The following is a 23,484-nucleotide window of genomic DNA, read 5'->3' on the forward strand; positions in this document are numbered from 1 at the left end:
TGGACTTGGTCAACGCGTGCAGGGGCAGTCGCGTTCCCTGTTGAATTTCCTCTGGGTGCCCGAGGCAGGGCGCTGACCAATGCTCCTGTGCGGGATGTGCTCAACGCGTTCTGGCACCACATCTGCGCAGCGTCTGGAGAAGATTTGCCGGAACCTTGGCGCGCTTGAGCCGTTTGTCCTGTGTACGGCAGGCGAAAAGGTCACTGGTGACCGGGCCTGCCCTAAAGGAGGACTTGCTATGCAAACCCAATCTTTTGCGGACAGCGCATCGACCAATCACACCGGCAGCAGCCTGATTTCGGGCAAGGCCATTCAGGGCACGCGGGTGTACAGCCCGGCCGGTGAAGAGCTTGGACATATCGAGGATGTCATGATCGACGCCACGTCCGGCAAAACCGTTTACGGCGTTCTGGAATTCGGCGGCTTTTTGGGAATCGGCAGCGACCACCACGCGATTCCCTTTGGCAAGCTGAAGTATGATACGGCGCGCGAAGGCTATGTCACCGATCTGACCAAAGAACAGCTCGAGAATGCCCCGAAGCAGGACGAAAGCTGGCGCGAAAACCGTGACTGGCAGCAGCGCAGCCATGACTATTACGGGGTGGCCCCCTACTGGCTGTGATGCCGCAAGATTGCTGGCACCCGGATTGATACTCCGGGTTTGAACAGAATTTTGGCGAACCTAGGGCGGGCGCAGCAAGGCTGCGCCCGCTTTGGTCTGTGGCCAGATGTCGGACTGGTATGATCTTGGCCGGGGGGACTTGTCTTCGGTGGGCGGGCGCGGCTACCAAGGGGCATGACCCAGACCCTTCCCACCCCGCGCGGCACGCTGACGTCCAACCGGTCTTTGGCCGATCTGACCTGGCTCAGGGTCGGTGGTCCGGCAGACTGGCTGTTCCAGCCGGCGGATGTCGATGATCTTGCGGCGTTTCTGGCTGCGGTGCCGGCAGATGTGCCGGTGTTTCCGATGGGCGTGGGGTCGAACCTGATTGTCCGCGACGGCGGACTGCGGGGCGTGGTGATCCGCTTGGGCCGGGGCTTCAACGGGATCGATATTGACGAAAATCGCGTGCACGCCGGTGCGGCGGCGCTGGACGCGCATGTGGCGCGCCGGGCCGCCGAGGCGGGCCTGGATCTGACATTTCTGCGCACCATCCCGGGCAGCATCGGCGGCGCGGTGCGGATGAATGCCGGATGCTACGGGTCTTATGTCGCGGATGTGCTGGAAGAGGTGCGTGTTGTGTTGCGGACCGGGCAGGTGGTCGATTTGCCGGCATCGGCCTTGGCCCTGCGCTATCGCCAATCAGACTTGCCCGATGGTGCGGTGGTGATCCGTGCCACGTTCCGGGCCCAGCAAGGTGACCCGGACGCCTTGGAGGCGCGGATGGCAGAGCAGATTGCAAAGCGCGACGCCAGCCAGCCGGTGAAAGACCGCAGCGCGGGATCGACGTTCCGCAATCCGGTGGGGCATTCCTCCACCGGACGGGCCGATGACAGCCACGCGCTGAAGGCCTGGAAAGTCATCGATGACGCCGGGATGCGGGGGGCAAGGCTTGGCGGCGCGCAGATGAGCCCGATGCATTCCAATTTCCTGATCAACACCGGCGGGGCAACTGCCGCCGATCTTGAAAATCTGGGCGAGGCGGTACGAAAAAAGGTTTTCCAAACCAGTGGGATCACGTTAGAATGGGAAATCATGCGGATTGGTGAAGCGTAACGGCCAACAATCCGCAAAATAACAAGAACAAGGGTCCAAAGTGACCCGAGAGGCAGTAAATGGCGGGTGCATCTGGCAAGGTGTCCTGCGTGGCGGTGATCATGGGTGGGCCATCCGCAGAGCGGGAGGTTTCCTTATCCACGGGCAATGCCTGTGGAAACGCGCTGCGCGAGGCGGGATTTCAAGTGGTCGAGGTCGATGCTGGCCCGGACCTGCCCGCACGTCTGGCAGATATTTCCCCCGATGTGGTGTTCAACGCCCTGCATGGCCGCTGGGGTGAAGACGGTTGCGTACAGGGTATGCTGGAATGGTTGCACATTCCTTACACGCATTCCGGGGTGCTGGCGTCGTCTCTGGCGATGGACAAGCAGCGTACCAAGGAGATTTACCGTGCCGCCGGTCTGCCGGTGGCGGAGTCGGTGATTGTGCCACGGGAAGCGGTCGAGGCCGGGCATGTGCTGGCACCGCCCTATGTGGTCAAGCCCAACAACGAGGGCTCATCGGTCGGGGTGTATATCGTTCATCCCGGCAGCAACGCGCCGCGCTTGTCGGCGGAAATGCCCGCGACGGTGATGGTTGAAGCCTATGCGCCTGGACGGGAACTGTCGATTTCGGTGATGGGCGACCGGGCACTGTGCGTGACAGATATCATCACCGACGGCTGGTATGACTACGACGCCAAATACAAACCGGGTGGCAGCCGTCATCAGGTGCCCGCGCAGATCCCGGCTGAGATCGAGGCTGCCTGTCTGGACTATGCGCTGCGCGCGCACCGGGCGCTGGGATGCCGGGGCCTGAGCCGCACCGATATCCGCTGGGATGAAAGCCGGGGGCTTGACGGCTTGATCCTGCTGGAAACCAACACGCAGCCGGGGATGACGCCCACATCGCTTTCGCCTGAACAGGCGGCGCATATGGGCATCCCGTTTCCCGAACTGTGCCGCTGGATCGTGGAGGATGCGTCATGCAACCGCTGAACGCGCCGCGCCGTCCTCCCTTGGCGGCCATTCCGCTGCGCCGCGATCCGGCCCCGACGAAATGGGCCTACCGGATGCAGCGGCTGTGGCTGACGCCGCTGTTTCGGGTGATGTTCCGGGTTGGGCTGCCAACCTTTGTGCTGGTCTCGACCGTTGGCATATTTCTGGCCGATCAGGACCGGCGTGACATGATTGCCGGCGGGATCACCGAGATCCGGACGCAATTTCAGAACCGGCCAGAGTTCATGGTGGGGCTGATTTCGGTGACCGGTGCCTCGCCCGAACTGGCAGATGCTGTGCGGGCCCGGCTGGATCTGAAACTGCCGCAGTCGTCGTTTGACATTGATCTGGCGGCGGCGCGGGCGCGCATTCAGGAGCTGGACGCGATTGCGCGCGCCGACCTAATCGTGCGGTCGGGGGGCGTGCTGGAAGTGGCGATCACCGAGCGCGAACCGGCGCTGCTCTGGCGCACGGATGACGGGATTGAGATGCTGGATGCCACCGGGCACCGGGTGGCCAGTCTTGCCGCCCGCAGTGACCGGCCTGACCTGCCGATCATCGCGGGCGACGCCGCCGACAGTGCGACACCAGAGGCGCTGGCCTTGTTGCAGGCTGCGGCCCCGATCGCCTCGCGCGTGCGCGGGCTGGTCCGGGTGGGGGAGCGGCGCTGGGATGTGGTGCTGGACCGCAACCAGCGCATCCTGCTGCCACAGGAGCAGCCGATTGCCGCCATCGAACGGCTGATTGCCCTGCATCAGGCGGGGGATCTTCTGGGCCGGGATATCCTTGCCGTAGACCTGAGAACAGAACACCGACCCGTGTTGCGACTGGCGCCCTATGCGCTGAATCAGTTGCGGCAATCACAGGGCATCGACACCAGCGGGAGCGAGCTATGACCGACCTTTATCAGGCGCAACGCGCCATGCGGAACATGCGCCGTGCCGCCATGCAACGCGGCGTCATTGCCATTCTGGACATCGGCACCTCGAAAATCGCCTGCCTGATCCTGCGGTTTGACGGGATCGATAGCTTCGGTGACGATGCTGTGGGGCCGATGGCGGGGCAATCGTCGTTCCGGGTGATCGGCGCAGCTACCACACGGTCGCGCGGGGTGCGCTTTGGCGAAATCACCGTGATGGCGGAAACCGAACGCGCCGTGCGCACTGCCGTGCAGGCCGCGCAGAAGATGGCCAATGTGCGCGTCGATCACGTAATCGCCTGCTTCTCGGGTGCTGAACCCCGCAGCTATGGGCTGGCCGGGGAGATTGATCTGGAAGATTCGGTCGTGACCGAACAGGATGTCGCCCGGGTGCTGGCCGCCTGCGACGTGCCCGATATCGGGCCGGACCGAGAGGTGCTGCACGCGCAGCCGGTGAACTTTGCTCTCGACCACCGGTCCGGCCTTGGCGATCCGCGCGGCCAGATCGGCAACCGGCTGGCGACCGACATGCACTTGCTGTCGATTGATGGCAATGTGGTCCAGAACATCCTGCACTGCATCCAGCGCTGCGATCTGGAACTGGCGGGGATGGCGTCTTCGGCCTATGTCTCCGGCATCTCGGCTTTGGTCGAGGATGAGCAGGAACTGGGCGCAGCCTGCATCGACATGGGCGGCGGGTCGACTGGCCTTTCCGTTTTCATCAAGAAGCATATGATCTTTGCGGATGCCGTGCGGATGGGCGGCGATCACGTCACCAGCGACATCTCGAAGGGCTTGATGGTGCCGATGGCAGTGGCTGAACGCATCAAGACCAAGCATGGCGGTGTGCAGGCGACCGGCATGGACGACCGCGAGATGATCGAGGTCGGCGGCGATTCCGGCGACTGGGAAAAGGACCGCCGTCAGGTCAGCCGGGCCGAACTGATCGGCATCATGCGGCCACGCGTCGAGGAAATTCTGGAAGAGGTTCGCGCGCGGCTGGACGCGGCGGGCTTTGACAGCCTGCCAAGTCAGCAGATCGTGTTGACCGGCGGCGCAAGCCAGATCCCGGGGCTTGACGGTTTGGCCAGCCGCATTCTGGGTCAGCGGGTGCGTTTGGGCCGTCCGCTGCGGGTTCAGGGGCTGCCACAGGCGGCGACGGGGGCGGCGTTCTCGTCGACGGTGGGCCTGTGTCTGTTCGCAGCCCACCCGCAGGATGAATGGTGGGATTTCGAGATTCCGACCGAACGCTACCCGGCCCGATCGCTCAAGCGCGTGGTAAAGTGGTTCAAAGACAACTGGTAACCCCCACATTCTGTGTTGACGGCGAAATCCCGCTGAAAAAAGCGGAGTGATACCCCATATTTTGTGGGTTATTGACGCTTTTTTAAGTGACGACTGACGGGCTTGCGGATATTCTAACTGTTAATTCGGGGAAAGACGCGTCCGGGACAGGCGCATTGCCCCCGATCAGGAAATCAGACGCGGTGGCACCAAGACCTCTGGCGGCGCAACAAAAGACAGGCGGATAGGCAATGGCACTCAACTTCATCGTGAACGCGCAGCGCGAAGAGCTGAAGCCCCGGATCACCGTGTTTGGTGTCGGGGGGGCTGGCGGCAACGCGGTCAACAACATGATCGAGCAGAACCTTGAAGGGGTCGAGTTCGTTGTGGCGAACACCGACGCGCAGGCGCTGCAGCAGTCGAAGGCCACCTCCAAGATCCAGATGGGCATCAAGGCGACCGAGGGTCTGGGGGCAGGGGCCCGTCCGACCGTGGGCGCTGCTGCTGCCGAGGAAACCATCGAGGAAATCGTTGATCATCTGGCCGGTGCGCATATGTGCTTTATCACCGCTGGCATGGGCGGCGGCACCGGCACCGGGGCGGCCCCGATCATCGCGCAGGCCGCGCGTGAATTGGGTGTGCTGACCGTGGGCGTGGTGACCAAACCCTTCCAGTTCGAAGGCGCCAAGCGGATGAAGCAGGCCGAGGACGGGATCGAGGCCCTGCAAAAGGTGGTCGATACGCTGATCATCATTCCGAACCAGAATCTGTTCCGTCTGGCCAATGAACGCACCACCTTTACCGAAGCCTTCGCCATGGCCGATGACGTGCTGTATCAGGGCGTCAAGGGCGTGACCGACCTGATGGTGCGGCCGGGCCTGATCAACCTCGACTTCGCCGACGTGCGCGCCGTGATGGACGAGATGGGCAAGGCGATGATGGGCACGGGCGAAGCCAGCGGTGAGGATCGTGCAGTTCAGGCGGCAGAGAAGGCGATTGCCAACCCGCTCTTGGATGAAATCAGCCTGAATGGTGCCAAGGGTGTGCTGATCAACATCACCGGTGGCTATGATCTTACCCTGTTCGAACTGGATGAAGCCGCAAACATCATCCGCGAAAAGGTCGATCCGGATGCGAACATCATCGTGGGCTCCACGCTGGATGTGAACATGGAAGGCATGCTGCGCGTGTCGGTTGTGGCGACCGGCATCGATGTTGCTGTGGCAAAGGCGGAAACCCCCGTGGCGCGCCGGTCGATGGCTGCCCCGCTGCCGTCGCACCTGACCGCTCCGGTTGAGGCTCCGGCTCCGCAGCCTGCGGCTTATGCACCGGTCCAGCAGCCCGCACCGGCACCGCAGCCGGTTCAGCCTGCGGCACAGCAGCCGCAACCGCAGCTCTTTGATGCCGTGGCTGCGCGTGCACCCTATGCGCCGCAGGCCGATGACCACAGCGATGAGCTGCCGGAACCAGCCTACCGTCCGCAACCGGCTGCCACGGCCCCATCGCGCGGCGTGCCGATGCATGACGACGCAGCGGCCTTTGTTGCCCCCCGCCCACGTGCCGCCGGCACGCCTTCGCCCGAAGCGCTGGCCCGGTTGCAGGCGGCCGTGTCGCGCGCTCCGGGGCAATCCGCGGCCCCGCGCCCGGCCGCCGCAGCCCCCCAGCCGGCCGGTGGCCAGAAGGCCGTCGAGCAGGCCCGGCCCCGCTTTGGCATCGGTTCGCTGATCAACCGCATGGCTGGTGGCGGTCACGAACCGCAGACGGCCGAGCGCGCCGCGCCGGCCCGCCAGCAACCGCCGGTGACATCCTATGACGAAGAGCCGGAACTGAGCGCCGATCAGGAACGGATTGAGATTCCAGCCTTTCTTCGTCGGCAGGCGAACTGATACAGAGCTGTAACAATTGCAGGAAAGCCCGCGGATTCCGCGGGCTTTTTTGTTTTTTATCAGTAACTTGCAGCCGTTTCTGATTGTCGTTTTCCGACATAAAGCGTGAATTGGCTTTTGAGGGCTGAGTCCTTAATTCAATATCAACAACTATGGCATCCTGCGACCTCCCGCCGGGTGCATCCGATCCATCGAAGACCAGAGGTCTGACTGTGCAGAATACGCTGAAATCCGCTGTGGTGTTTGAAGGTCGGGGTCTGCACTCCGGCGCGCCCGTGCGCATGGTGGTGCGGCCTGCTTCGGCAGATTACGGGATCTGGTTCAAGCGCACCGACATCCTGTCTGGCGACCCGATGATCGCTGCGCGTTGGGATCAGGTGGTGCCGTCGCGCCTGTGTACGCTGATCCGCAACGACTCGGGGACGGAAGTTTCCACGATCGAGCATGTGATGGCCGCCCTTGCGGGCTGCGCGATCCACAATGCGGTGATCGAGATTGATGGCCCCGAAGTGCCGATCCTTGACGGTTCCGCCCTGGCCTTTGTGGATGGCTTTCTGGCCAAGGGGTTGATCGAGCAAGCCGCACCGGTGCGGGCGATCCGGGTCGTGAAGCCGGTCGAGGTGACAGAGGGTGAGGCCTTGGCGCGTCTGGACCCGGCGGATATGCTGGAAATCGACTTTTCCATCCAGTTCGATGAGGCTGCAATCGGATTTCAGGCCAAGCATCTGAACCTGGCCAATGGCACCTTTGTCCGCGAATTGGCTGACAGCCGCACGTTTTGCCGTCAGTCTGATGTCGATGCCATGCGGGCGCGGGGGCTTGCCCTTGGCGGTACGCTGGACAATGCGGTGGTGTTCGAGGGCGATCGTGTCTTGTCGCCGGGCGGCTTGCGGCACGAGGATGAACCCGTGCGCCACAAGATGCTGGATGCCATGGGTGATCTCTATCTGGCAGGCGGGCCGATTCTGGGGCGCTATACCGGCATCCGCGCCGGGCATGCGATGACCAACCGGTTGCTGGTTGCGCTGTTCGCCGATCCGACCGCCTGGCGGATGGTGGAATGCAGCGCGCTGACCGTGGGAAAGCTGCCCGGCGTGGGCGTGCATCGCAGCGACCTTCCCGCAACGGCCTGACAGGGTTATGATCGTCGGTGCAAAGGCGTTTTGCGCAGCGGATTTTTCTGTGCTAGGACGTCTGCAACTAGGCGGAAACCGCGCGACATCTTGCGCAGGTTTCGGGTGGATTGATGGATAGGCAGACGATGGCAGTCGGAAAATCGGGCGCGAAATGGCTGGGCATCGCGCTCGTTTTGTCAGTTCTTGCGGCCTGTGGATCGCGGACGCAAGAGCGGTCGCTGGAAAGCTTCACGGCGGAAGAGATCTACAAACAGGGCGAGCTGGAGCTGGAAACCGGGCGAAAGCCTGAAGGTGCAATCCGCTACTTCCAGGAAGTTGAGCGGCTCTATCCCTATTCCGAATGGGCCAAGCGGTCGTTGATCATGCAGGCGTTCAGCCAGCACAAGGCGGGTGAGTATGAAGAGGCGCGCTCCACAGCGCAGCGCTTTCTGGACACCTATCCGGGCGATGATGATGCAGCCTACGCCTCTTATCTGATGGCGCTGTCCTACTACGACCAGATCGACGAAGTCGGCCGCGATCAGGGCCTGACATTTCAGGCGCTGCAAGCAATGCGCGGCGTGATCGAGCAATATCCCGACAGCGACTATGCCCGCTCGGCCATGCTGAAATTCGAACTTGCTTTCGACCATCTGGCTGGCAAGGAAATGGAAATCGGCCGGTATTATCTGAAACGGCGCAACTATACGGCGGCGATCAACCGGTTCCGCACCGTTGTGCAGGATTTTCAGACCACCACGCACACGGCCGAGGCATTGCACCGTCTGGTTGAGGCCTATCTGGGTCTGGGCTTGACTGCCGAGGCGCAGACCGCAGCGGCGATCCTTGGATACAACTACCAGTCCTCGCCGTTCTACGACGACAGCTTCCGTTTGCTGAAGGGCCGCGGGCTTGCGCCCGAGGCGCAGGGCGACAGCTGGCTGAGTCAGGTGTACCGCCAGATGATCCGGGGCGAATGGCTGTGATCATGGCGGGGTGAACCCCGCCCTACGGGAAAATCTATGCTTCGCTCGCTCGACATCCGCGATGTGCTGATCATCGACCGGTTGACCCTTGAACTGGGGCCGGGACTGAATGTGCTGACGGGTGAGACCGGGGCAGGAAAATCGATCCTGCTGGATGCACTGGGCTTTGTGCTGGGCTGGCGGGGCAGGGCAGAGCTGGTGCGCGCCGGGGCTGCGCAGGGTGAAGTGACGGCGGTGTTCGATCTGCCACCGGGACATGCGGCCCGCGCCGTGCTGGAAGAGGCCGGGATCGAAGCCGAAGATGACCTGTTCCTGCGCCGGGTGAACACCGCAGATGGCCGCAAGACTGCCTTTGTGAATGATCGCCGGGTGTCGGGCGAGGTGTTGCGGGCGCTGTCGGACGTGCTGGTGGAACTGCACGGTCAGCACGATGATCGGGGATTGCTGAACCCGCGCGGGCACCGGGCGCTACTGGATACCTTTGCCGGGATTGACCTGACCGCCGCGCGGGCGGCATGGGGCGCGGCGCGCGTGGCGCGCACCGCATTGGCACAGGCCGAGGCTGCGCTTGCGGCGGCGCGGGCCGAGGAAGATTTTCTGCGCCACGCGGTGGCGGAACTGGACAAACTCGCCCCTGAGCCGGGCGAAGAGGCGGTGCTGGACGCACGCCGGCGCACGATGCAGGGGGCAGAGCGTATCCGGGCTGATGTGGCGCGCGCCTTGCAGATGCTGTCCGAAGACGGGGCCGAGGCTGCCTTGCGTGACGCCACCCGCTGGCTTGAAGGGGCGTCTGACAAGGCCGAGGGCGCGCTGGAGGCACCGCTGGCGGCCATCGGTCGGGCTCTGATCGAATTGTCGGATGCGCAGGCCGGGGTCGAGGCGTGTCTGGCGGGTCTGGACGTCAATCCCGGAGACCTGGAGGCGGTGGAAGAGCGTTTGTTTGCCATTCGCGCTTTGGCCCGCAAGCATGGGGTGCTGCCCGATGATCTGGGGGGCTTTGCGCAAGACTTGCGGTCACGTCTGCTGGCGCTGGACAATGGCGCGGCGGGGATCGGGGCGCTGGAAAAGACGCTGGCCGAAGCGGAAGCCGCCTGGCGTGCCGAGGCGGCGCGGCTGACCGCGGCGCGGGTTGAGGCCGCCGCGCGGCTGGACCGGGCAATGGCGGCGGAACTGGCACCGCTGAAGATGGAGCGAGCGGTCTTTGCCACGGAAGTGACCCGCAGTGATGGCGGGCCCGAAGGGGCGGATGACGTCACCTTTACCGTTGCAACCAACCCCGGGGCGCCTTCTGGCGCGCTGAACAAGATCGCTTCGGGGGGGGAACTGAGCCGGTTCCTGCTGGCGCTGAAAGTCTGCCTGACCGCGCAGACCGAAGGCCTTACAATGATTTTTGACGAAATCGACCGGGGCGTTGGCGGAGCGACTGCCGATGCGGTTGGTCGGCGGTTGAAGCTGCTGTCCGACACCGCCCAAGTGCTTGTGGTGACCCATAGCCCGCAGGTGGCGGCGCTGGGTGCACATCACTGGCGTGTGGAAAAGCGGGTGCAGGACGGCCAGACCCTCTCGACCGTGCTGCCCCTTTCGGCAGCGGAACGGGTGGAGGAAATCGCACGGATGCTGTCCGGCGACACTGTCAGCGACGCCGCGCGCGAGGCGGCACGGGCCCTGCTGGGTTAACAGGTCTCAGCTTTCAACCATCGCGAAAGTGGCGGTCAGGGCTTGCCAGCCATCGCCTTTTGCGGCCAGCACGGCGGTCAGCAGCGCGCCAATGCGGGGCAGTTCGGCCCCTGTGGCATCGCGCAATCCGGTGACGACGTAACGCTGATGCAGGATGGCTGCCCCGGGACCAATCGGGCGCAAAGTGGTTTTTCCGCTCACCAGCCGGGCCATGCGCGACAAGCCACTGAATTCCTGCCGGATGCCTTCGATGATCTGCTTGCGGCCTTCGGCCCAATGGCCAGTGAGGGCGTGAAAGCTGCCATCTTCGGCAAACAGCGCGGCGATGCCTTCGGCGTTCTGACTGCCGAAAGCGTTTGCGAAAGCCCGGGGGAAATCTGCAGGATCGCTCATCGCCGGACCAGCACCAGGCGCGACTGGCCAGAGCGTTTCCTATTTGGCGCGGAATGGGGATGGGGGGTGTCAGGGCTCACAAGCGTCCTCCGGCTGAGGCGTCAACCTACTGCGCGGCGGCAGCCGCTGCAACCGGTGCCAGGGCGGTGGCAAGGTCGCCGTAGCCGGTAAACCGCCGCTGATAGGCAAGGTTCAGCCGGCGGGCACAGTCCATCGCCTTGGCGTCCAGCGCCGGGTCATCGGTCTGGGCCTGATAGATCAAGGTCGTGTAATGGCCGAAATACATGTCCCGCAATTCTGGATGCCGGTCCAGGCCCATGGGGCGCCAGACAAAGGCATCGAATTGGCGCACCAGAAAATCGGTCAGGTAAAAGGCGGTGAACTCGACATCGGCCTTGGCGGCAAAGGCCGCGTTCCCCTCGAAAAAACTGTAGCAATGCGGGCCTTCGATCATCTGCACCCCAAGCTTGGCGCATTTGGCCTGCAACAAACCGCCGGTGCCGCAATCGGCGTAGACGATGAAGATGTCATCATAGGCGGCGCGGTGGGTGCAGACCGCTTGCTCCACCGCGGCAGGAATCCGGTCGGGCCAGAGGTGCAGGTTTGCAGGCAGGCATTGAAGGTCCAGATGCGCCCAGCCGTTCAGGCGTTTGAGGGCAAGGATTTCATGGGCAAGGGCCCCACAGGCGATCAAGAGGGTCCGCCCCTGGCCTGTGGCTGCAAGTCCGGCGCGGGTCAGGGTCGCATCATCGGGTGGCGTCAGCGCCACTGCCGCAGGCCCAGCATCAGGCTGGCGGACAGCGCGGCAAGGGCGACGGCCATCATCGGCACCTGCGCCCAGAAGGCCAAAGCCAGCGTGGCACCAGCCGCGGCAATCACGAACACAAGCATCATCAGAAACAAGGGAAGGGGCATTCGACTCTCCTCTACCTGTCATGAATGTGGCGCTTGGTTGGGGGATTGCCAAGCCCCAAGGCAAGAAAAAGCCCCGCACGTCAGGGACGCCGGGACTTTTGCAAAGGGATGTCGCCTCAGGCGCTGAGTTGATTGTGCTTGCGCGCGACCCAGGCCTTGGCGGTTTCCACCGCAACGGCAGCATCGCGGCAATAGGCATCGGCCCCGATTGCCTTGCCGAATTCTTCATTCAGGGGCGCACCGCCAACCAGCACGATATAGTCGTCGCGCAGACCCTTTTCCTTCATGGTGTCGATCACGACTTTCATATAGGGCATCGTCGTTGTCAGCAGGGCCGACATGCCAAGGATATCAGGCTTTTCCGCCTCAAGGGCTTCAAGGTATTTTTCGACCGAATTGTTGATGCCCAGATCCAGAACTTCGAACCCTGCACCTTCCATCATCATCGCCACCAGGTTCTTGCCGATGTCATGGATGTCGCCCTTGACCGTGCCGATCACCATCTTGCCCATGCGGGGGGCTCCGGTTTCAACCAGCAGGGGCTTGAGGATGAACATGCCCGATTTCATCGCATTGGCCGACAAAAGCACTTCGGGCACGAAAAGAATGCCATCGCGGAAGTCGTTGCCGACGATGGTCATGCCAGCCACCAGCGCCTTGGTCAGCACGTCATAGGGGGTCCAGCCGCGTTCGATCAGGATGTTCACGCCATCCTCGATCTCTTCCTTCAACCCGTCATACAGGTCATCGTGCATTTGCAGCACAAGTTCGTCATCCGAAAGATCGGCAAGGATGATTTCGTCATCGGCCATTGGGGTGCGCTCCTGCGGCGGGGTCTCTTGCAGTCTGCATGGGGCCAAACGCCCGATGCCACTTTCCGGTTTACGACATGCCCGGATTGAAAGCCGACAGCGCAGGAAACCGGCAGGTATTGGCTTGCAGTTTGTTCGTGAAATGTTCATGTTTGGGCGCATGTCAGAGCCTGATCCCACCTTGCTGCCCGGACATCGGGTCCGCGCGCGCGGCGCGGCGTCGAATGCGGCGGGCCGCTTCGAGCCGCAGGCGCGGGTGAGGGTGGATGACGGTTGGGATATCGCGGAAGACGCGCGGTTGCTGCGCACCGAAATCAGGGCAGAGCGGCCCCGGTCGGCGCTGACTTACAATCGATCGCCGGATCTGCCGTTCGACCGGTCGGTGAATCCGTATCGGGGCTGCGAGCATGGCTGCATCTACTGCTTTGCCCGGCCCAGCCACGCTTTCCTGAACCTGTCACCGGGGCTGGATTTCGAGACAAAGCTGATTGCCCGGCCCGGCATTGCCAATGTGCTGGCCGATGAGTTGCGGGCAAGGGCCTATCAGGTGGCACCGGTGGCTCTGGGCACCAACACCGACCCCTATCAGCCCTGCGAGACCGAGCATCAGCTGATGCGGCAGGTGCTGCAGGTGCTGTCTGCCTTCAACCATCCGACCGCGATCACCACCAAGGGCACGTTGATCGAACGTGACCTCGACATCCTGGCCCCGATGGCCGCCAAGGGGCTGCTGCGCGTGGGGATTTCGGTGACCACTCTGGATGCGGATCTGTCGCGGCGGCTGGAGCCGCGCGCCCCGGCACCGATGCGGCGCCTGGCGGTGATCCGGCGCTTGTCAGAGGCCGGCGTTCCCGTGCGGGCCATGCTTGCTCCGGTCATTCCCGGCCTGACCGATCATGAGCTGGAACCGCTGTTGACCGCCTGCCGCGAAGCGGGCGCACAGGCCGCCAGCTGGATCGCGCTGCGCCTGCCGCGTGAGGTGTCGCCGCTGTTTCAGGATTGGCTGGCGCAGCATGTGCCGGACCGGGCGGCCAAGGTGATGGCGCGGGTGCGCGAGATGCACGGCGGGCAGGACTATGACGCGCAATGGGGAAGGCGGATGCGGGGGGAAGGGGTCTGGGCCGACCTGATTGCGCAACGCTTCGACAAGGCTGTGGCGCGGCTGGGGCTGGTCAAGGGGATGCCGCCCCTGCGCTGCGATCTGTTTGCGCCGCCGCCCCGGGCGGGGGATCGGCAGGCGCTGCTCTGACCCGCGCGGCGGGCCCCTGACCCTTTGGGCCGGGTGTGATCGCTGCCGAATGTCCGGTCTCAGCCGCGGCGGTTGCGGCGTTCGCGCTTGGGGTCGTTCGTGGTGTCGCCGGTGCCGTCCGAAGCCGAGGAAAAGCCGCCCAACTTGGCCGATATATCCTCCAGCGTCGGGCGCGGACCCATGGGGGTATCTTCCAGGGCTTTGCGCATCGCCTTCAGATGCTCGGGCATGGTGCCGCAGCAGCCGCCGATGATGCGCGCACCCGCGTCGCGGGCCAGCACGGCATATTCCCCCATCAGCTCGGGTGTGCCGTCGTAATGGATGTGTCCGTCGTGATATTTCGGGATACCGGCATTGCCCTTCGCGATGATCGGGCGCGCGCTGCCGGTGGAGACAAAGCCCAGCACGGTGCGCATCAGATCCGACGCGCCCACACCGCAATTGGCCCCGAAGGCCAGCGGCGGGTTGGCCAGCTTTTCGACCATCTCTGCCATTGCGGCAGAGGTGGTGCCCATCATGGTGCGGCCTGCAGTGTCAAAGCTCATTGTGCCGCACCAGGGCATCCCGGCCAGTGCGGCGGCTTCGGCCGCAGCCTTGTATTCTTCGGGCGCAGAGATGGTTTCCACCCAGAGCACATCGGCCCCGCCTGCCTTGAGCCCTTCGGCCTGTTCATGGAACATCTCGACCGCAAGCGCATGCGTAAGCGTGCCCATCGGCTCGAAAATCTCACCTGTGGGGCCGACAGATCCCGCCACCACGACGGTCCGGCCCGAGGCATCGGCAATATCGCGTGCCAGTGCCGCGCCGACGCGGTTCAGCTCATGGACGCGGTCCTGCGCCTGATGCAGTTTCAATCGGCTGGCATTGCCGCCAAAGGTATTGGTCAGGAAAATATCCGAGCCGGACTCAACTGCGCCGCGATAGAGTTTGCGGATATTGTCTGGCTGGTCGATGTTCCAGAACTCGGGCGGTTCGCCCGAAGACAGGCCCATGTTGAACAGGTTGGTCCCTGTCGCGCCATCGGCCATCAGCCAGTCACGGACAGCAAGCAGCTTGGAAAGGGCGTCCTGGGGCATCGTGACCTCGGTATGGGGGAAGGGGACTCTGGTAGATAAAGAGCAGGGCGCTCTGCCGGGGGCACCCCCCGGCTGAGTGCCCCGGCCGGTGTCAGATTTCGGACATCAGCTGTGCTTTGGCAACCGGCAGAAGCTCGGCCATTTTCAGGCGGATGTCGTCAGCACTGGCCTTGCCGGCCAGATCTGCGGCGACCTTGCGCACCACATCCTCGATGCCTGCCTCTTCGAAATCGGCTTCAACAACCGTGATCGCATAGGCCGACGCCGCTTCACCGGAGAGGCCCATCAGCTCTGCCGCCCAAAGGCCCACAAGTTTGTTGCGGCGCGCTTCGGCGCGGAATTGCATTTCTGCATCATGGGCAAACTTGTTTTCAAACGCATTTTCGCGGTCATCGAAGCTGGTCATGGGCGGCCCTTTGATTGAAGATCTGCAGCCCCTGATATGCCCGTCCCACCGAGTCGCCGCAAGGGGGGGATGGCTTTGCCCCTGCGCAACGCAGGTGCGCGTCTTTTGGAGCCTTGCGGCCATCGGCTTGCAGCGGGGGGCGGCTTCACGTATAGGCCAGTCAAAGCCAGTTGGGGCGGTGCTTCACCGCCCCTTACTGCATTTGTCGCGGAGAGTTCATGGCACGGCGCAAGAAGGTCTATGAGGGCAAGACGAAGATCCTCTATGACGGTCCGGAACCCGGCACTTTGATCCAGTATTTCAAGGATGAAGGCATCTCATCCGAAGCTCCGGTGACCAGCGAGGCCAAGGGCACCGAAGGCAAGGGCGTGCTGAACAACCGGCTGTCCGAGTTTTTCATGACCGGTCTGAACAGCATTGGCGTGCCGACTCATTTCATCAAGCGGCTGAACATGCGCGAGCAGCTGGTGCGGATGGCCGAGATCCTGCCGCTGGAAGTGGTGGTGCGCAACTTTGCCGCTGGCGAACTGTCGTCCAAGCTGGGGATTCCCGAAGGCACAGCGCTGCCGCGTCCGATTGTGGAATATTACTACAAGGATGACCGGCTGTCCTCGCCCATGGTGGCCGAAGAGCATATCGTGGCCTTCGGCTGGGCCAGCCAGCAGGATCTGGATGATGTGGTGGCGCTGGCGCTGCGGGTGAATGATTTCCTGTCAGGTGTGATGATGGGCGTGGGCGTGCGTCTGGCCGATTTCCGCATCGAGGTCGGCCGGGTCTGGGAGGGCGATTTCATGCGTCTGATCATCGCCGACGAAATCAGCCCCGACAATTGCCGGCTTTGGGATATGCGGCCGGTGATTGATCGCGGCGATGGTCAACCGGTGGCCGAGCCGGGACCGATGGCCGATGTCTATACGGAACTCGCGCGGCGGCTGGGGGTTTTGCCCACCAACGTGACCCATACGCCGAAGCCGACGCTGATCAATTAGCTGGGCCCGGTGCAGCGCCGCGCCGGTCTGCGCCTGGTGACCCCCGCACGCCCCCTTGCTCCGACGGGGAGGGGGCGATAAGGGAGGTGCGGACTCCGGTCAGCCCCAATCTCGTCAGTCAATGAGGAAGTGCCATGAAAGCCCGCGTCACCGTCATGCTGAAGAACGGCGTTCTGGATGTGCAGGGCGAGGCCGTGCGCCACGCGCTTGGCACCCTTGGCTTTGCCGGGGTCGATGGTGTCCGCCAGGGCAAGGTGATCGAGCTGGATCTGGCCGAGCGGGATGCGGCCAAGGCCGAGGCTGATGTGAAAGCGATGTGCGACAAGCTGCTGGCCAATACCGTGATCGAATCCTACCGCGTCGAGATTCTCTAAGCGGCCAACGGTGCCGCAGGACAGGGCGCGCCTCTTCCGGATAGGGCGATCAGACAGAAGATGACCGTCAGTTCCGCTTGGCAAGGTGCAGGCGGAGCCCGTTTGCGGCGCGCACCGTAAGGTGGGCGACAGGAACCGGCACGTCGCCTGCGATGGGTGTGAACTGCCAGTGGCGGACCAGATGCGCCAGCAGCAGCGGGCCCTCGACCATGGCAAACCCGGCACCGGGGCACACGCGGGGGCCTGCCGAGAACGGCAGATAGGCGTCACGCGCACAGATTTTGGTTTCCGCGCGCGACCAACGGTCGGGGTCGAAGCCGTCGGGGTTGGTCCAGAGCCGCTCGTGCCGGTGCAGGTGCCAGGGCGACAGCACGATCTGTGCACCCGGTGTGATCGCGCGGTCGCGGAAGGTTTCCGGGCAGCGGTTCTCACGCACCATCATCGGCACCGGCGGATAGAGCCGAAGGGTTTCGCGGAACACGTCGCGTGTGAATTTCAGGCGGGACATGGCGGCGAAATCGGCCTGTTCGGGCAGCAAGGCCGCCTCTGCCGCGACACGGTCCTGTGCGTCCGGATGGGTGGCCAGCAGATAGAGCGCCCAGGCAAGGGCAGAGGCGCTGGTTTCATGGCCCGCCAGAAAGAAGATGGCGACCTGATCGACCATCTCCTCGGTGCTGAAGACCTCCCCGGTCTGTGGGTCGGGGGTCTGCATGATCTTTGTGGCCAGATCATCGGGGGCAGCGCCTGCGGCGATCTGCGCTGCGCGTGCGGTGGCCAGTTCTGTGATCAGGGCGCGGATCCTTGCCGCGGCCGCGCGCGTTGTGCGCCGGTGCAGGCGGGGGAACCAGTGCGGCAGGGGCAGGAAGGCGGCCAGGTTCAGGATGGGCTGGCTGCGCTGATAGGCGCGGAAAGCGTGAAACACGGCCTGTGCGGTCTGATCCTCGATAGGAATGGAAAATAGCGTGCGGAAGATCACGTCGGCGGCGGCATGGCTGGTTTCTGCTTCGATTTCAACCGTACCAGTCCGCAGGCGGGAGGTGGCGGCCTCGGCCGCCTGCCACATGGCGGGGAAGCTGTCACGCAGCCGACCGCCTTCAAAGGCCGGGTCGATGATGCGGCGCTGCCTCTCCCAGACCGTGCCATTCGTCACAAAGACCGACTTGCCCAACAGCGGGGCCAGTCCTTCGCGGATGCGGTCCGACTTCGGGAAGTCTTGCGGGCGGGATTTCAGAACCAGATCAATGAGGTCTGGGTCATTGCACAGGTAACTTCTGAAAAATGGCGTGCGGAATTCGGCCATCCATGCCCGGTAGAGCCGCGCTGGTTGCGCCGACAGGATGTCGTGCCGGAACAGCTGCAGATGCCGCCAGAGCGAAACGCGGTCAGGACGCGGGATGGGTTTGGGCGGGGTCATGCCGTGGTGGTATAGCGGTTGATGGGGGTTCGGATACGGCTTTTTGACGGGGCGCGCTTGGCATAGCGCGCGCCAAGGGTCTGCGGCCCGGCGGTGATCTGGAAATAATCGTAATCCCCGGGCCGGTCAAAGGCACAAAGGTACTGGAAATGCAGGCGGAAAAACCGCCATCGCAAGGCCTTCCAGCGCGCGGGCGACAGGGTTTGGCTGAAGGCGGCCGAGATCACCAGCGGCCAGCGTTGCCCGGGCGGGGCCACGCCAGAGACCGCGACCGGGTCGCAGAGCGCAAAGGCGCAGCCGTCGCCGGGGGCGGTGACATCGACCCATGTCAGGTCATCGCGCGTAGACAGATAGGCCAGATCGCCGCGCAAGCGCGTGGCACCGGGCAGAAAGCTGACCATCGGCACCACCTGGCCCAGCGACAGAAAGGCCAGCGGCGGGTGGTTTGCGGGCAGCCCTGCGCGGATCAGGTCGGCCAGGATGGACACCCCCAGATGCGCGCCCGAGGAATGGCCGACCACCAGCACCTCATCACAATCACTGGTCAGCGCGGCGCGCAAGATGGAACCAAACTCCGTGATCCGTGCCTCCAGCGCCGGGGGATTGGCCCCGTGCCATTGGGCGGAGAAGGCGTAGTCGTGCATCAGGTAATAGGCAAAGATCCTGTTATCATGGGCCTTGAACCAGTGCAGGATGAAAGGAATGGGGATCAGCCCGGCCACGATCAGGGCGGGATGGGTGAAGGCGGCAAGGAGGCAGCCAAACCCCCAGCCCAAGGCGCAGGCCAAGGCCAGTTGACCAAGCAGAACCACGATCGGATAGAGCGCGGCAATCACCGGCCCCTTGCGCAGCCGCATCAGCCGGAACAGCGCGCCCGAGGCGATATAGGTCCATGCGGTGCGGATCAGCTGGGCATAGGTGGCGGGGATGGAATGTGACATGCTGCCCCGCACGATGTCGGACCAGACCAGCACGTCTATGTCGGCCTGTGCGTGCTGGCCGTTCATGCTGTAGTGCACGCGCCAGCCATAGGGGCCGGTGGTGGCCTTGGGCTGCACCGTAATGGCATAGCCGGAAACCTCTGCCTGTTCGGCGGATTCGCGGCGGTACAACTCGCGGTAGCGGCGGGGATGGATCGGGTCGTAGCCAGGGATATAGAACACCCGGCGGCGAAAGGGCGCGCTGCCCGGTCCCGTGGGGTTCGTCTGTGGTGCTTGCGGTTTGGTCATCCACGCTCCTGCTCTGGCAGTCTAGGCGGGGAGTCCGGCGAATATAAGGGGTCTTAGCCCAGCAGCGGGATACCAAAGCGATCGAAGGTTTCGAGCAGCCACCAGCTGAAATCGGTGAAGGCCCCGGTCACCAGCGCAAGACCCACCACCAGCAGCAGGATGCCCATGACCCGTTCGATCATCTTCATATGCGGTTTCAGGCGCTGCATCAGGCCCATGGAGCGTTCCACAAACAGTGCGGCCAGCAGGAAGGGCAGGCCAAGGCCGAGAGCATAGATCCCCAGCAGCACCGTGCCGCGCTGCACAGAGCCTTCCTGTGCGGCCAGAGACAGGATCGCGCCCAGTTGCGGGCCGATGCAGGGGGTCCAGCCAAAGGCAAAGGCAAGGCCAAGGACATAGGCCCCAAAGGCCGTGCCGCCGCGGTCGCCCGCATCCAGCCGGGCTTCCCGGTCCAGCACAGGAATGCGGAACAGGCCAAGAAAATGCAGGCCGAAGATGATGACCACCACGCCGGAAATGCGCGAGAACAGCACCTGATTTTGCAGGAAGAACGCGCCAAAGACCGAAGCCGTGAACCCCAGAAGCAGGAAGACCGTCGACAGGCCCAAGACAAAGAACAGCGCAGGAAGAATCACCCGACGCCGCGCGGTCGCATTGTCGCGCATGTCGCCCATCGAGATCCCACCCATATAGGCCAGATAGGGTGGCACGATGGGCAGCACGCATGGTGACAGGAACGACAGCACGCCTGCCATCAGCGCGATCAGCATGGCGGGCAGCAAGGCTGCGTCAATCAGATCGATTCCAAACATGGGTGTCCCCTTCGGCCGAAGTGATAGCTTGGTCGGCGGCGCGCGTCACGGGGGCGGGGTGTCACATCGGCGTGGCTTTGGTGAAACAACCGCGCATGACACAGGGCGGCAGGAGATCCTGCCGCCCTGTGTATCCTGTGATGGGTCAGCGACCCAGGGACCACCAGCCTTTGCGCTTGGGCTTGGCCGGGCTTTCGTCCTCTGCCTGCACAGGTTCGGCGGCAGGTTCGGTGGCGTTGACGACGGGGTCTGCCACAGCGGCAGACGGCTCTGCCTGTGGGGCCGGCGCAGGCTCTGGCTGGGGCTGCGCCGGTGGTTCGGCAGCCAGCACAGACGCGGTCTCTGTCACGATCTCTGCCAGCGTCTCTGGCGCAGCTTCTGTCACAGTGTCTGGCGTGGTGGCTTGCGGTGCTTCAACCTCTGCCACCTTTGGCTTGCGGCTGCGGCTGCGCTTTTTCGGCGCTTCCGGCTCAGCCTCGGGGGCAGGGTCCGGCAGTGCAGCGGGCGCTGAACCGGTCTGATCCACCGCGCCTTCGGCCAAGGCGGCCTTGGGCTTGCGGCTGCGGCTGCGCGTCGGCTTTTTCGGGGCCTCGGCGGCTTCTACGGTCTCGGGGACGTCAGTGCTGGCGACCGCAGCGGGCGATGCCACTGGTTCTGCCGGGGTTTCTGCAGCCTCGGCCTCTTCCTCGTCGTCGGATTCGCCATCTTCGGCCACTGCATTGCCATCAGCATCGGTGCCATTCGCTCCGGCACCTTTGCGGCGACGCCGACGGCGACGCTTTTTCTTGGTGCCGTCGCCTTCGCGGGCCTCGGGCCGGGCGCTTGCCTTTTCTGCCGGCTCTGCCTCGGCTTCAACCTCGTCTTCGACATCCTCCTCGATCGGCAGATCGTCGTCTTCCTCTTCCGCCACCGGCGCGCCCATCAGGCTGGAATTGCCCGAGATCACCGACCCCGGTTCCGGCACCACGCGCAGAGCGGTCTTGAACTTTTCGATGGTGTAATCGGGGCTGATCATCGACGGATCGGCCTCCATCCGCACGGCCATGCCATAGCGGGCCTCGATCAGCGCGATATGTTCGCGCTTTTGGTTGATCAGGTAGTTGATGATCCCGACCGGGGCCTTGAGCAGCACTTCTTTCGACCGCTTGCGCGTGCCTTCCTCTTCCAGGGCGCGCAGCACCTGCAGCGCCATGGAATCATCGGACCGGATCAGCCCGGTGCCATGGCAATGCGAGCAGGGCTGGGTGGTGGATTCAAGCATGCCGGGGCGGAGGCGCTGGCGGCTCATCTCCATCAGGCCAAAGCCCGAAATGCGGCCCACCTGAATGCGGGCGCGGTCGGTTTTCAGCTTGTCTTTCAGCCGCTTCTCGACGGCGGCGTTGTTGCGACGCTCTTCCATGTCGATGAAATCGATCACGATCAGGCCGGCAAGGTCGCGCAGGCGCAGCTGGCGGGCCACCTCTTCGGCGGCCTCCAGGTTGGTTTTCAGCGCCGTCTCTTCAATGGAGCCTTCTTTCGTCGCGCGGCCCGAGTTCACGTCGATGGCGACCAGCGCCTCGGTGATGCCGATGACGATATAGCCGCCCGATTTCAGCTGCACGGTCGGGTTGAACATGCCCCCCAGATAGCCTTCGACCTGATGACGGGCGAAAAGCGGGGTCGGGTCCTGATACAGCTGCACTGCGCGGGCATGGCTGGGCATGATCATGCGCATGAAGTCTTTGGCAACGCGGAAGCCTTCGGCCCCTTCGACCAGAACCTCGTCGATCTCGCGGTTGTACAGGTCGCGGATCGAACGTTTGATCAGGTTGCCCTCTTCATAGATCGGGGCGGGGGCGATGGATTTCAGCGTCAGCTCGCGGATCTGTTCCCACAGGCGCATCAGGTATTCGTAATCGCGCTTGATTTCCGCCTTGGTGCGCTTGGCACCCGCAGTGCGGATGATCAGGCCGGCACCTTCCGGCACTTCGATCTCGCCCGCGATTTCCTTGAGCTTCTTGCGGTCGGGCGCATTGGTGATCTTGCGGCTGATGCCGCCACCGCGTGCGGTGTTGGGCATGAGCACACAGTAGCGACCGGCGAGGCTGAGGTAGGTCGTCAGCGCGGCCCCCTTGTTGCCGCGTTCTTCCTTTACCACCTGCACCAGCATGATCTGGCGGACCTTGATCACTTCCTGGATCTTGTAGCGACGGGCGCGCGGCTTGCGCGGCGCGCTGATTTCTTCAGAGACATCCTCCTCGGCGATGGATTCAATCTCATCGTCGGTGTCCGAGGCATGGTCCATGGCGCGGTAGGGGGTTTCACCGTTGCCATTGCCGTTGGTGTCGCCGTTGCCGTGCTCCGATCCATGGTCGTGGTCATGCGCCTCATCGTCGTGTCCGTCGGACCCGTTGACCAGTGCAGCCGCATCGTCGCTCTGATCTTCGTCCAGATCGACCACATCCATGCCCGCCGGGCCGGAGGTTGTGGCATCCTGCGCCTTGGCTTCTTCAGCGGCGGGCTTGGGACGGGGCGACCGGCGGCGCGAGCGGCGGTTTTCTTCCTCTTCCTCGGCGCGGGCATAGGCGCGTTCTTCTTCGATCAGCGCTTTGCGGTCAGCGACCGGGATCTGGTAATAATCGGGATGAATTTCGGCAAAAGCCAGAAATCCGTGCCGGTTGCCGCCGTAATCGACGAAAGCCGCCTGAAGCGAGGGTTCGACCCGCGTTATCTTGGCAAGGTAGATGTTCCCTGCAAGCTGGCGTTTGTTGACGGTTTCAAAGTCAAATTCCTCGACCTTGTTTCCGTCGACCACCACGACCCGGGTTTCCTCGGGGTGGGTGGCATCAATAAGCATTTTCTTGGCCATAACATTCCATTGCGCCTGCCACGCAGCAAACCCCCTGGCGGACCAGAGGGGCATTGATACGAGGAAAGGCGTCTTGTTCGGGCGGGCGTTCGCGTCAGGCGTGACGGCGGGATGCCCATTGGGCACCCCACGCCGTCTATCGTCTTTGTCGCGCGCGTCATCGCGGTTCAACTCTGAGGGGCGATTGGCCCCCCACCTTTAAAAGGCCCGTTCATCCAAAGACTTGCGGGCAATGACAACAGCCTTGCGGCCGATCCGGCTGCTTGCCTTTGCGTCGCGCTTCATCGCGTCGGCCTTGGCAGGCAGAGAATTCCGTGCAGGGAAAACCCATGCTCGCCAACCCTAGCGGGAAAGCGCGCGCAAGGGCAATGGGCAATTTTACGGCAGGTGCGGCCTTTGCAACCCG

The 23,484-nt window shown here is 63.6% G+C and carries 22 protein-coding genes; 12 read left to right on the plus strand and 10 right to left on the minus strand.

Going from position 1 to position 23,484, the window contains the following annotated elements:
- Positions 1 to 238 precede the first annotated feature (238 nt).
- The 9 genes from CXR43_RS13770 (at position 239) to recN (ending at position 10,561) form a co-directional block, all read left to right on the plus strand.
- Positions 239 to 622: a PRC-barrel domain-containing protein gene (locus tag CXR43_RS13770; RefSeq protein ID WP_103334616.1), complete on the plus strand. Its 384-nt coding sequence runs from the start codon at positions 239 to 241 to the stop codon at positions 620 to 622.
- Between the two features lie 174 nt (positions 623 to 796).
- A complete protein-coding gene (gene murB, locus CXR43_RS13775) occupies positions 797 to 1,717 on the plus strand; it encodes a UDP-N-acetylmuramate dehydrogenase (RefSeq protein ID WP_103334617.1) in 921 nt (306 codons plus the stop codon).
- 59 nt (positions 1,718 to 1,776) lie between these two features.
- On the plus strand, positions 1,777 to 2,694 hold the full coding sequence (locus CXR43_RS13780; RefSeq protein ID WP_210402095.1) for a D-alanine--D-alanine ligase: 918 nt from the start codon (positions 1,777 to 1,779) through the stop codon (positions 2,692 to 2,694).
- Positions 2,682 to 3,590 carry a cell division protein FtsQ/DivIB gene (locus tag CXR43_RS13785; protein ID WP_103334618.1) on the plus strand — a complete coding sequence of 303 codons (909 nt, stop codon included), beginning with the start codon at positions 2,682 to 2,684 and terminating at the stop codon, positions 3,588 to 3,590. The genes CXR43_RS13780 and CXR43_RS13785 overlap by 13 nt, the downstream gene beginning before the upstream one ends.
- The gene (gene ftsA, locus CXR43_RS13790; RefSeq protein WP_103334619.1) at positions 3,587 to 4,918 is read left to right on the plus strand and encodes a cell division protein FtsA; all 1,332 of its coding nucleotides are present in this window, start codon (positions 3,587 to 3,589) and stop codon (positions 4,916 to 4,918) included. The genes CXR43_RS13785 and ftsA overlap by 4 nt, the downstream gene beginning before the upstream one ends.
- Positions 4,919 to 5,148: 230 nt before the next feature.
- Positions 5,149 to 6,783 carry a cell division protein FtsZ gene (gene ftsZ / locus CXR43_RS13795; RefSeq protein ID WP_103334620.1) on the plus strand — a complete coding sequence of 545 codons (1,635 nt, stop codon included), beginning with the start codon at positions 5,149 to 5,151 and terminating at the stop codon, positions 6,781 to 6,783.
- Between the two features lie 212 nt (positions 6,784 to 6,995).
- A complete protein-coding gene (gene lpxC, locus CXR43_RS13800; protein ID WP_103334761.1) occupies positions 6,996 to 7,916 on the plus strand; it encodes a UDP-3-O-acyl-N-acetylglucosamine deacetylase in 921 nt (306 codons plus the stop codon).
- Between the two features lie 128 nt (positions 7,917 to 8,044).
- Positions 8,045 to 8,884: an outer membrane protein assembly factor BamD gene (locus CXR43_RS13805; protein ID WP_103334621.1), complete on the plus strand. Its 840-nt coding sequence runs from the start codon at positions 8,045 to 8,047 to the stop codon at positions 8,882 to 8,884.
- 36 nt (positions 8,885 to 8,920) lie between these two features.
- A complete protein-coding gene (recN, locus tag CXR43_RS13810) occupies positions 8,921 to 10,561 on the plus strand; it encodes a DNA repair protein RecN (protein ID WP_103334622.1) in 1,641 nt (546 codons plus the stop codon).
- A gap of 6 nt (positions 10,562 to 10,567) precedes the next feature.
- Here recN and CXR43_RS13815 read toward each other — a convergent pair whose 3' ends face one another.
- The 4 genes from CXR43_RS13815 to CXR43_RS13825 form a co-directional block, all read right to left on the minus strand.
- Positions 10,568 to 10,954 carry an SgcJ/EcaC family oxidoreductase gene (locus CXR43_RS13815; protein ID WP_103334623.1) on the minus strand — a complete coding sequence of 129 codons (387 nt, stop codon included), beginning with the start codon at positions 10,952 to 10,954 and terminating at the stop codon, positions 10,568 to 10,570.
- Between the two features lie 106 nt (positions 10,955 to 11,060).
- Entirely contained in the window at positions 11,061 to 11,717 is a 657-nt protein-coding gene (locus tag CXR43_RS13820; protein ID WP_103334764.1) for a DUF1638 domain-containing protein, read from the minus strand.
- The gene (locus tag CXR43_RS17945) at positions 11,714 to 11,869 is read right to left on the minus strand and encodes a hypothetical protein (RefSeq protein WP_168219831.1); all 156 of its coding nucleotides are present in this window, start codon (positions 11,867 to 11,869) and stop codon (positions 11,714 to 11,716) included. The genes CXR43_RS13820 and CXR43_RS17945 overlap by 4 nt, the downstream gene beginning before the upstream one ends.
- 116 nt (positions 11,870 to 11,985) lie before the next feature.
- On the minus strand, positions 11,986 to 12,681 hold the full coding sequence (locus CXR43_RS13825; protein WP_103334624.1) for a corrinoid protein: 696 nt from the start codon (positions 12,679 to 12,681) through the stop codon (positions 11,986 to 11,988).
- Positions 12,682 to 12,841: 160 nt separating this feature from the next.
- Between CXR43_RS13825 and CXR43_RS13830 the strand changes: the two genes are divergently transcribed.
- A complete protein-coding gene (locus CXR43_RS13830; RefSeq protein WP_103334767.1) occupies positions 12,842 to 13,930 on the plus strand; it encodes a PA0069 family radical SAM protein in 1,089 nt (362 codons plus the stop codon).
- Positions 13,931 to 13,989: 59 nt separating this feature from the next.
- Here the strand turns inward: CXR43_RS13830 and bmt are convergent, their stop codons facing one another.
- Both bmt and CXR43_RS13840 read right to left on the minus strand, forming a co-directional pair.
- Positions 13,990 to 15,006, minus strand: a complete 1,017-nt coding sequence (bmt, locus tag CXR43_RS13835) for a betaine--homocysteine S-methyltransferase (RefSeq protein ID WP_103334625.1) — start codon at positions 15,004 to 15,006, stop codon at positions 13,990 to 13,992.
- Between the two features lie 91 nt (positions 15,007 to 15,097).
- Positions 15,098 to 15,412: a DUF1476 domain-containing protein gene (locus CXR43_RS13840; protein ID WP_103334626.1), complete on the minus strand. Its 315-nt coding sequence runs from the start codon at positions 15,410 to 15,412 to the stop codon at positions 15,098 to 15,100.
- A 218-nt stretch (positions 15,413 to 15,630) separates the two neighbouring features.
- On the opposite strand from CXR43_RS13840, the gene CXR43_RS13845 reads away from it, so the two are divergent.
- Together CXR43_RS13845 and purS are read left to right on the plus strand one after the other, a co-directional pair.
- A complete protein-coding gene (locus CXR43_RS13845; protein WP_103334627.1) occupies positions 15,631 to 16,401 on the plus strand; it encodes a phosphoribosylaminoimidazolesuccinocarboxamide synthase in 771 nt (256 codons plus the stop codon).
- A gap of 134 nt (positions 16,402 to 16,535) precedes the next feature.
- The gene (gene purS, locus CXR43_RS13850) at positions 16,536 to 16,775 is read left to right on the plus strand and encodes a phosphoribosylformylglycinamidine synthase subunit PurS (protein WP_103334628.1); all 240 of its coding nucleotides are present in this window, start codon (positions 16,536 to 16,538) and stop codon (positions 16,773 to 16,775) included.
- 67 nt (positions 16,776 to 16,842) lie between these two features.
- Here the strand turns inward: purS and CXR43_RS13855 are convergent, their stop codons facing one another.
- From CXR43_RS13855 to CXR43_RS13870, 4 genes are all read right to left on the minus strand, one after another.
- Positions 16,843 to 18,189, minus strand: coding sequence for a cytochrome P450 (locus CXR43_RS13855; RefSeq protein WP_103334629.1), 1,347 nt, complete (start codon positions 18,187 to 18,189; stop codon positions 16,843 to 16,845).
- On the minus strand, positions 18,186 to 19,418 hold the full coding sequence (locus CXR43_RS13860; protein WP_103334630.1) for a hypothetical protein: 1,233 nt from the start codon (positions 19,416 to 19,418) through the stop codon (positions 18,186 to 18,188). The genes CXR43_RS13855 and CXR43_RS13860 overlap by 4 nt, the downstream gene beginning before the upstream one ends.
- Before the next feature lie 53 nt (positions 19,419 to 19,471).
- On the minus strand, positions 19,472 to 20,230 hold the full coding sequence (locus CXR43_RS13865; RefSeq protein WP_103334631.1) for a cytochrome c biogenesis CcdA family protein: 759 nt from the start codon (positions 20,228 to 20,230) through the stop codon (positions 19,472 to 19,474).
- Positions 20,231 to 20,375: 145 nt separating this feature from the next.
- Complete coding sequence (locus tag CXR43_RS13870; RefSeq protein ID WP_103334632.1) at positions 20,376 to 23,078, minus strand: Rne/Rng family ribonuclease; 2,703 nt, start codon at positions 23,076 to 23,078, stop codon at positions 20,376 to 20,378.
- Between the last annotated feature and the right edge of the window lie 406 nt (positions 23,079 to 23,484).

The organism is Pseudotabrizicola formosa, assembly GCF_002900965.1.
Lineage (GTDB): Bacteria > Pseudomonadota > Alphaproteobacteria > Rhodobacterales > Rhodobacteraceae > Pseudotabrizicola > Pseudotabrizicola formosa.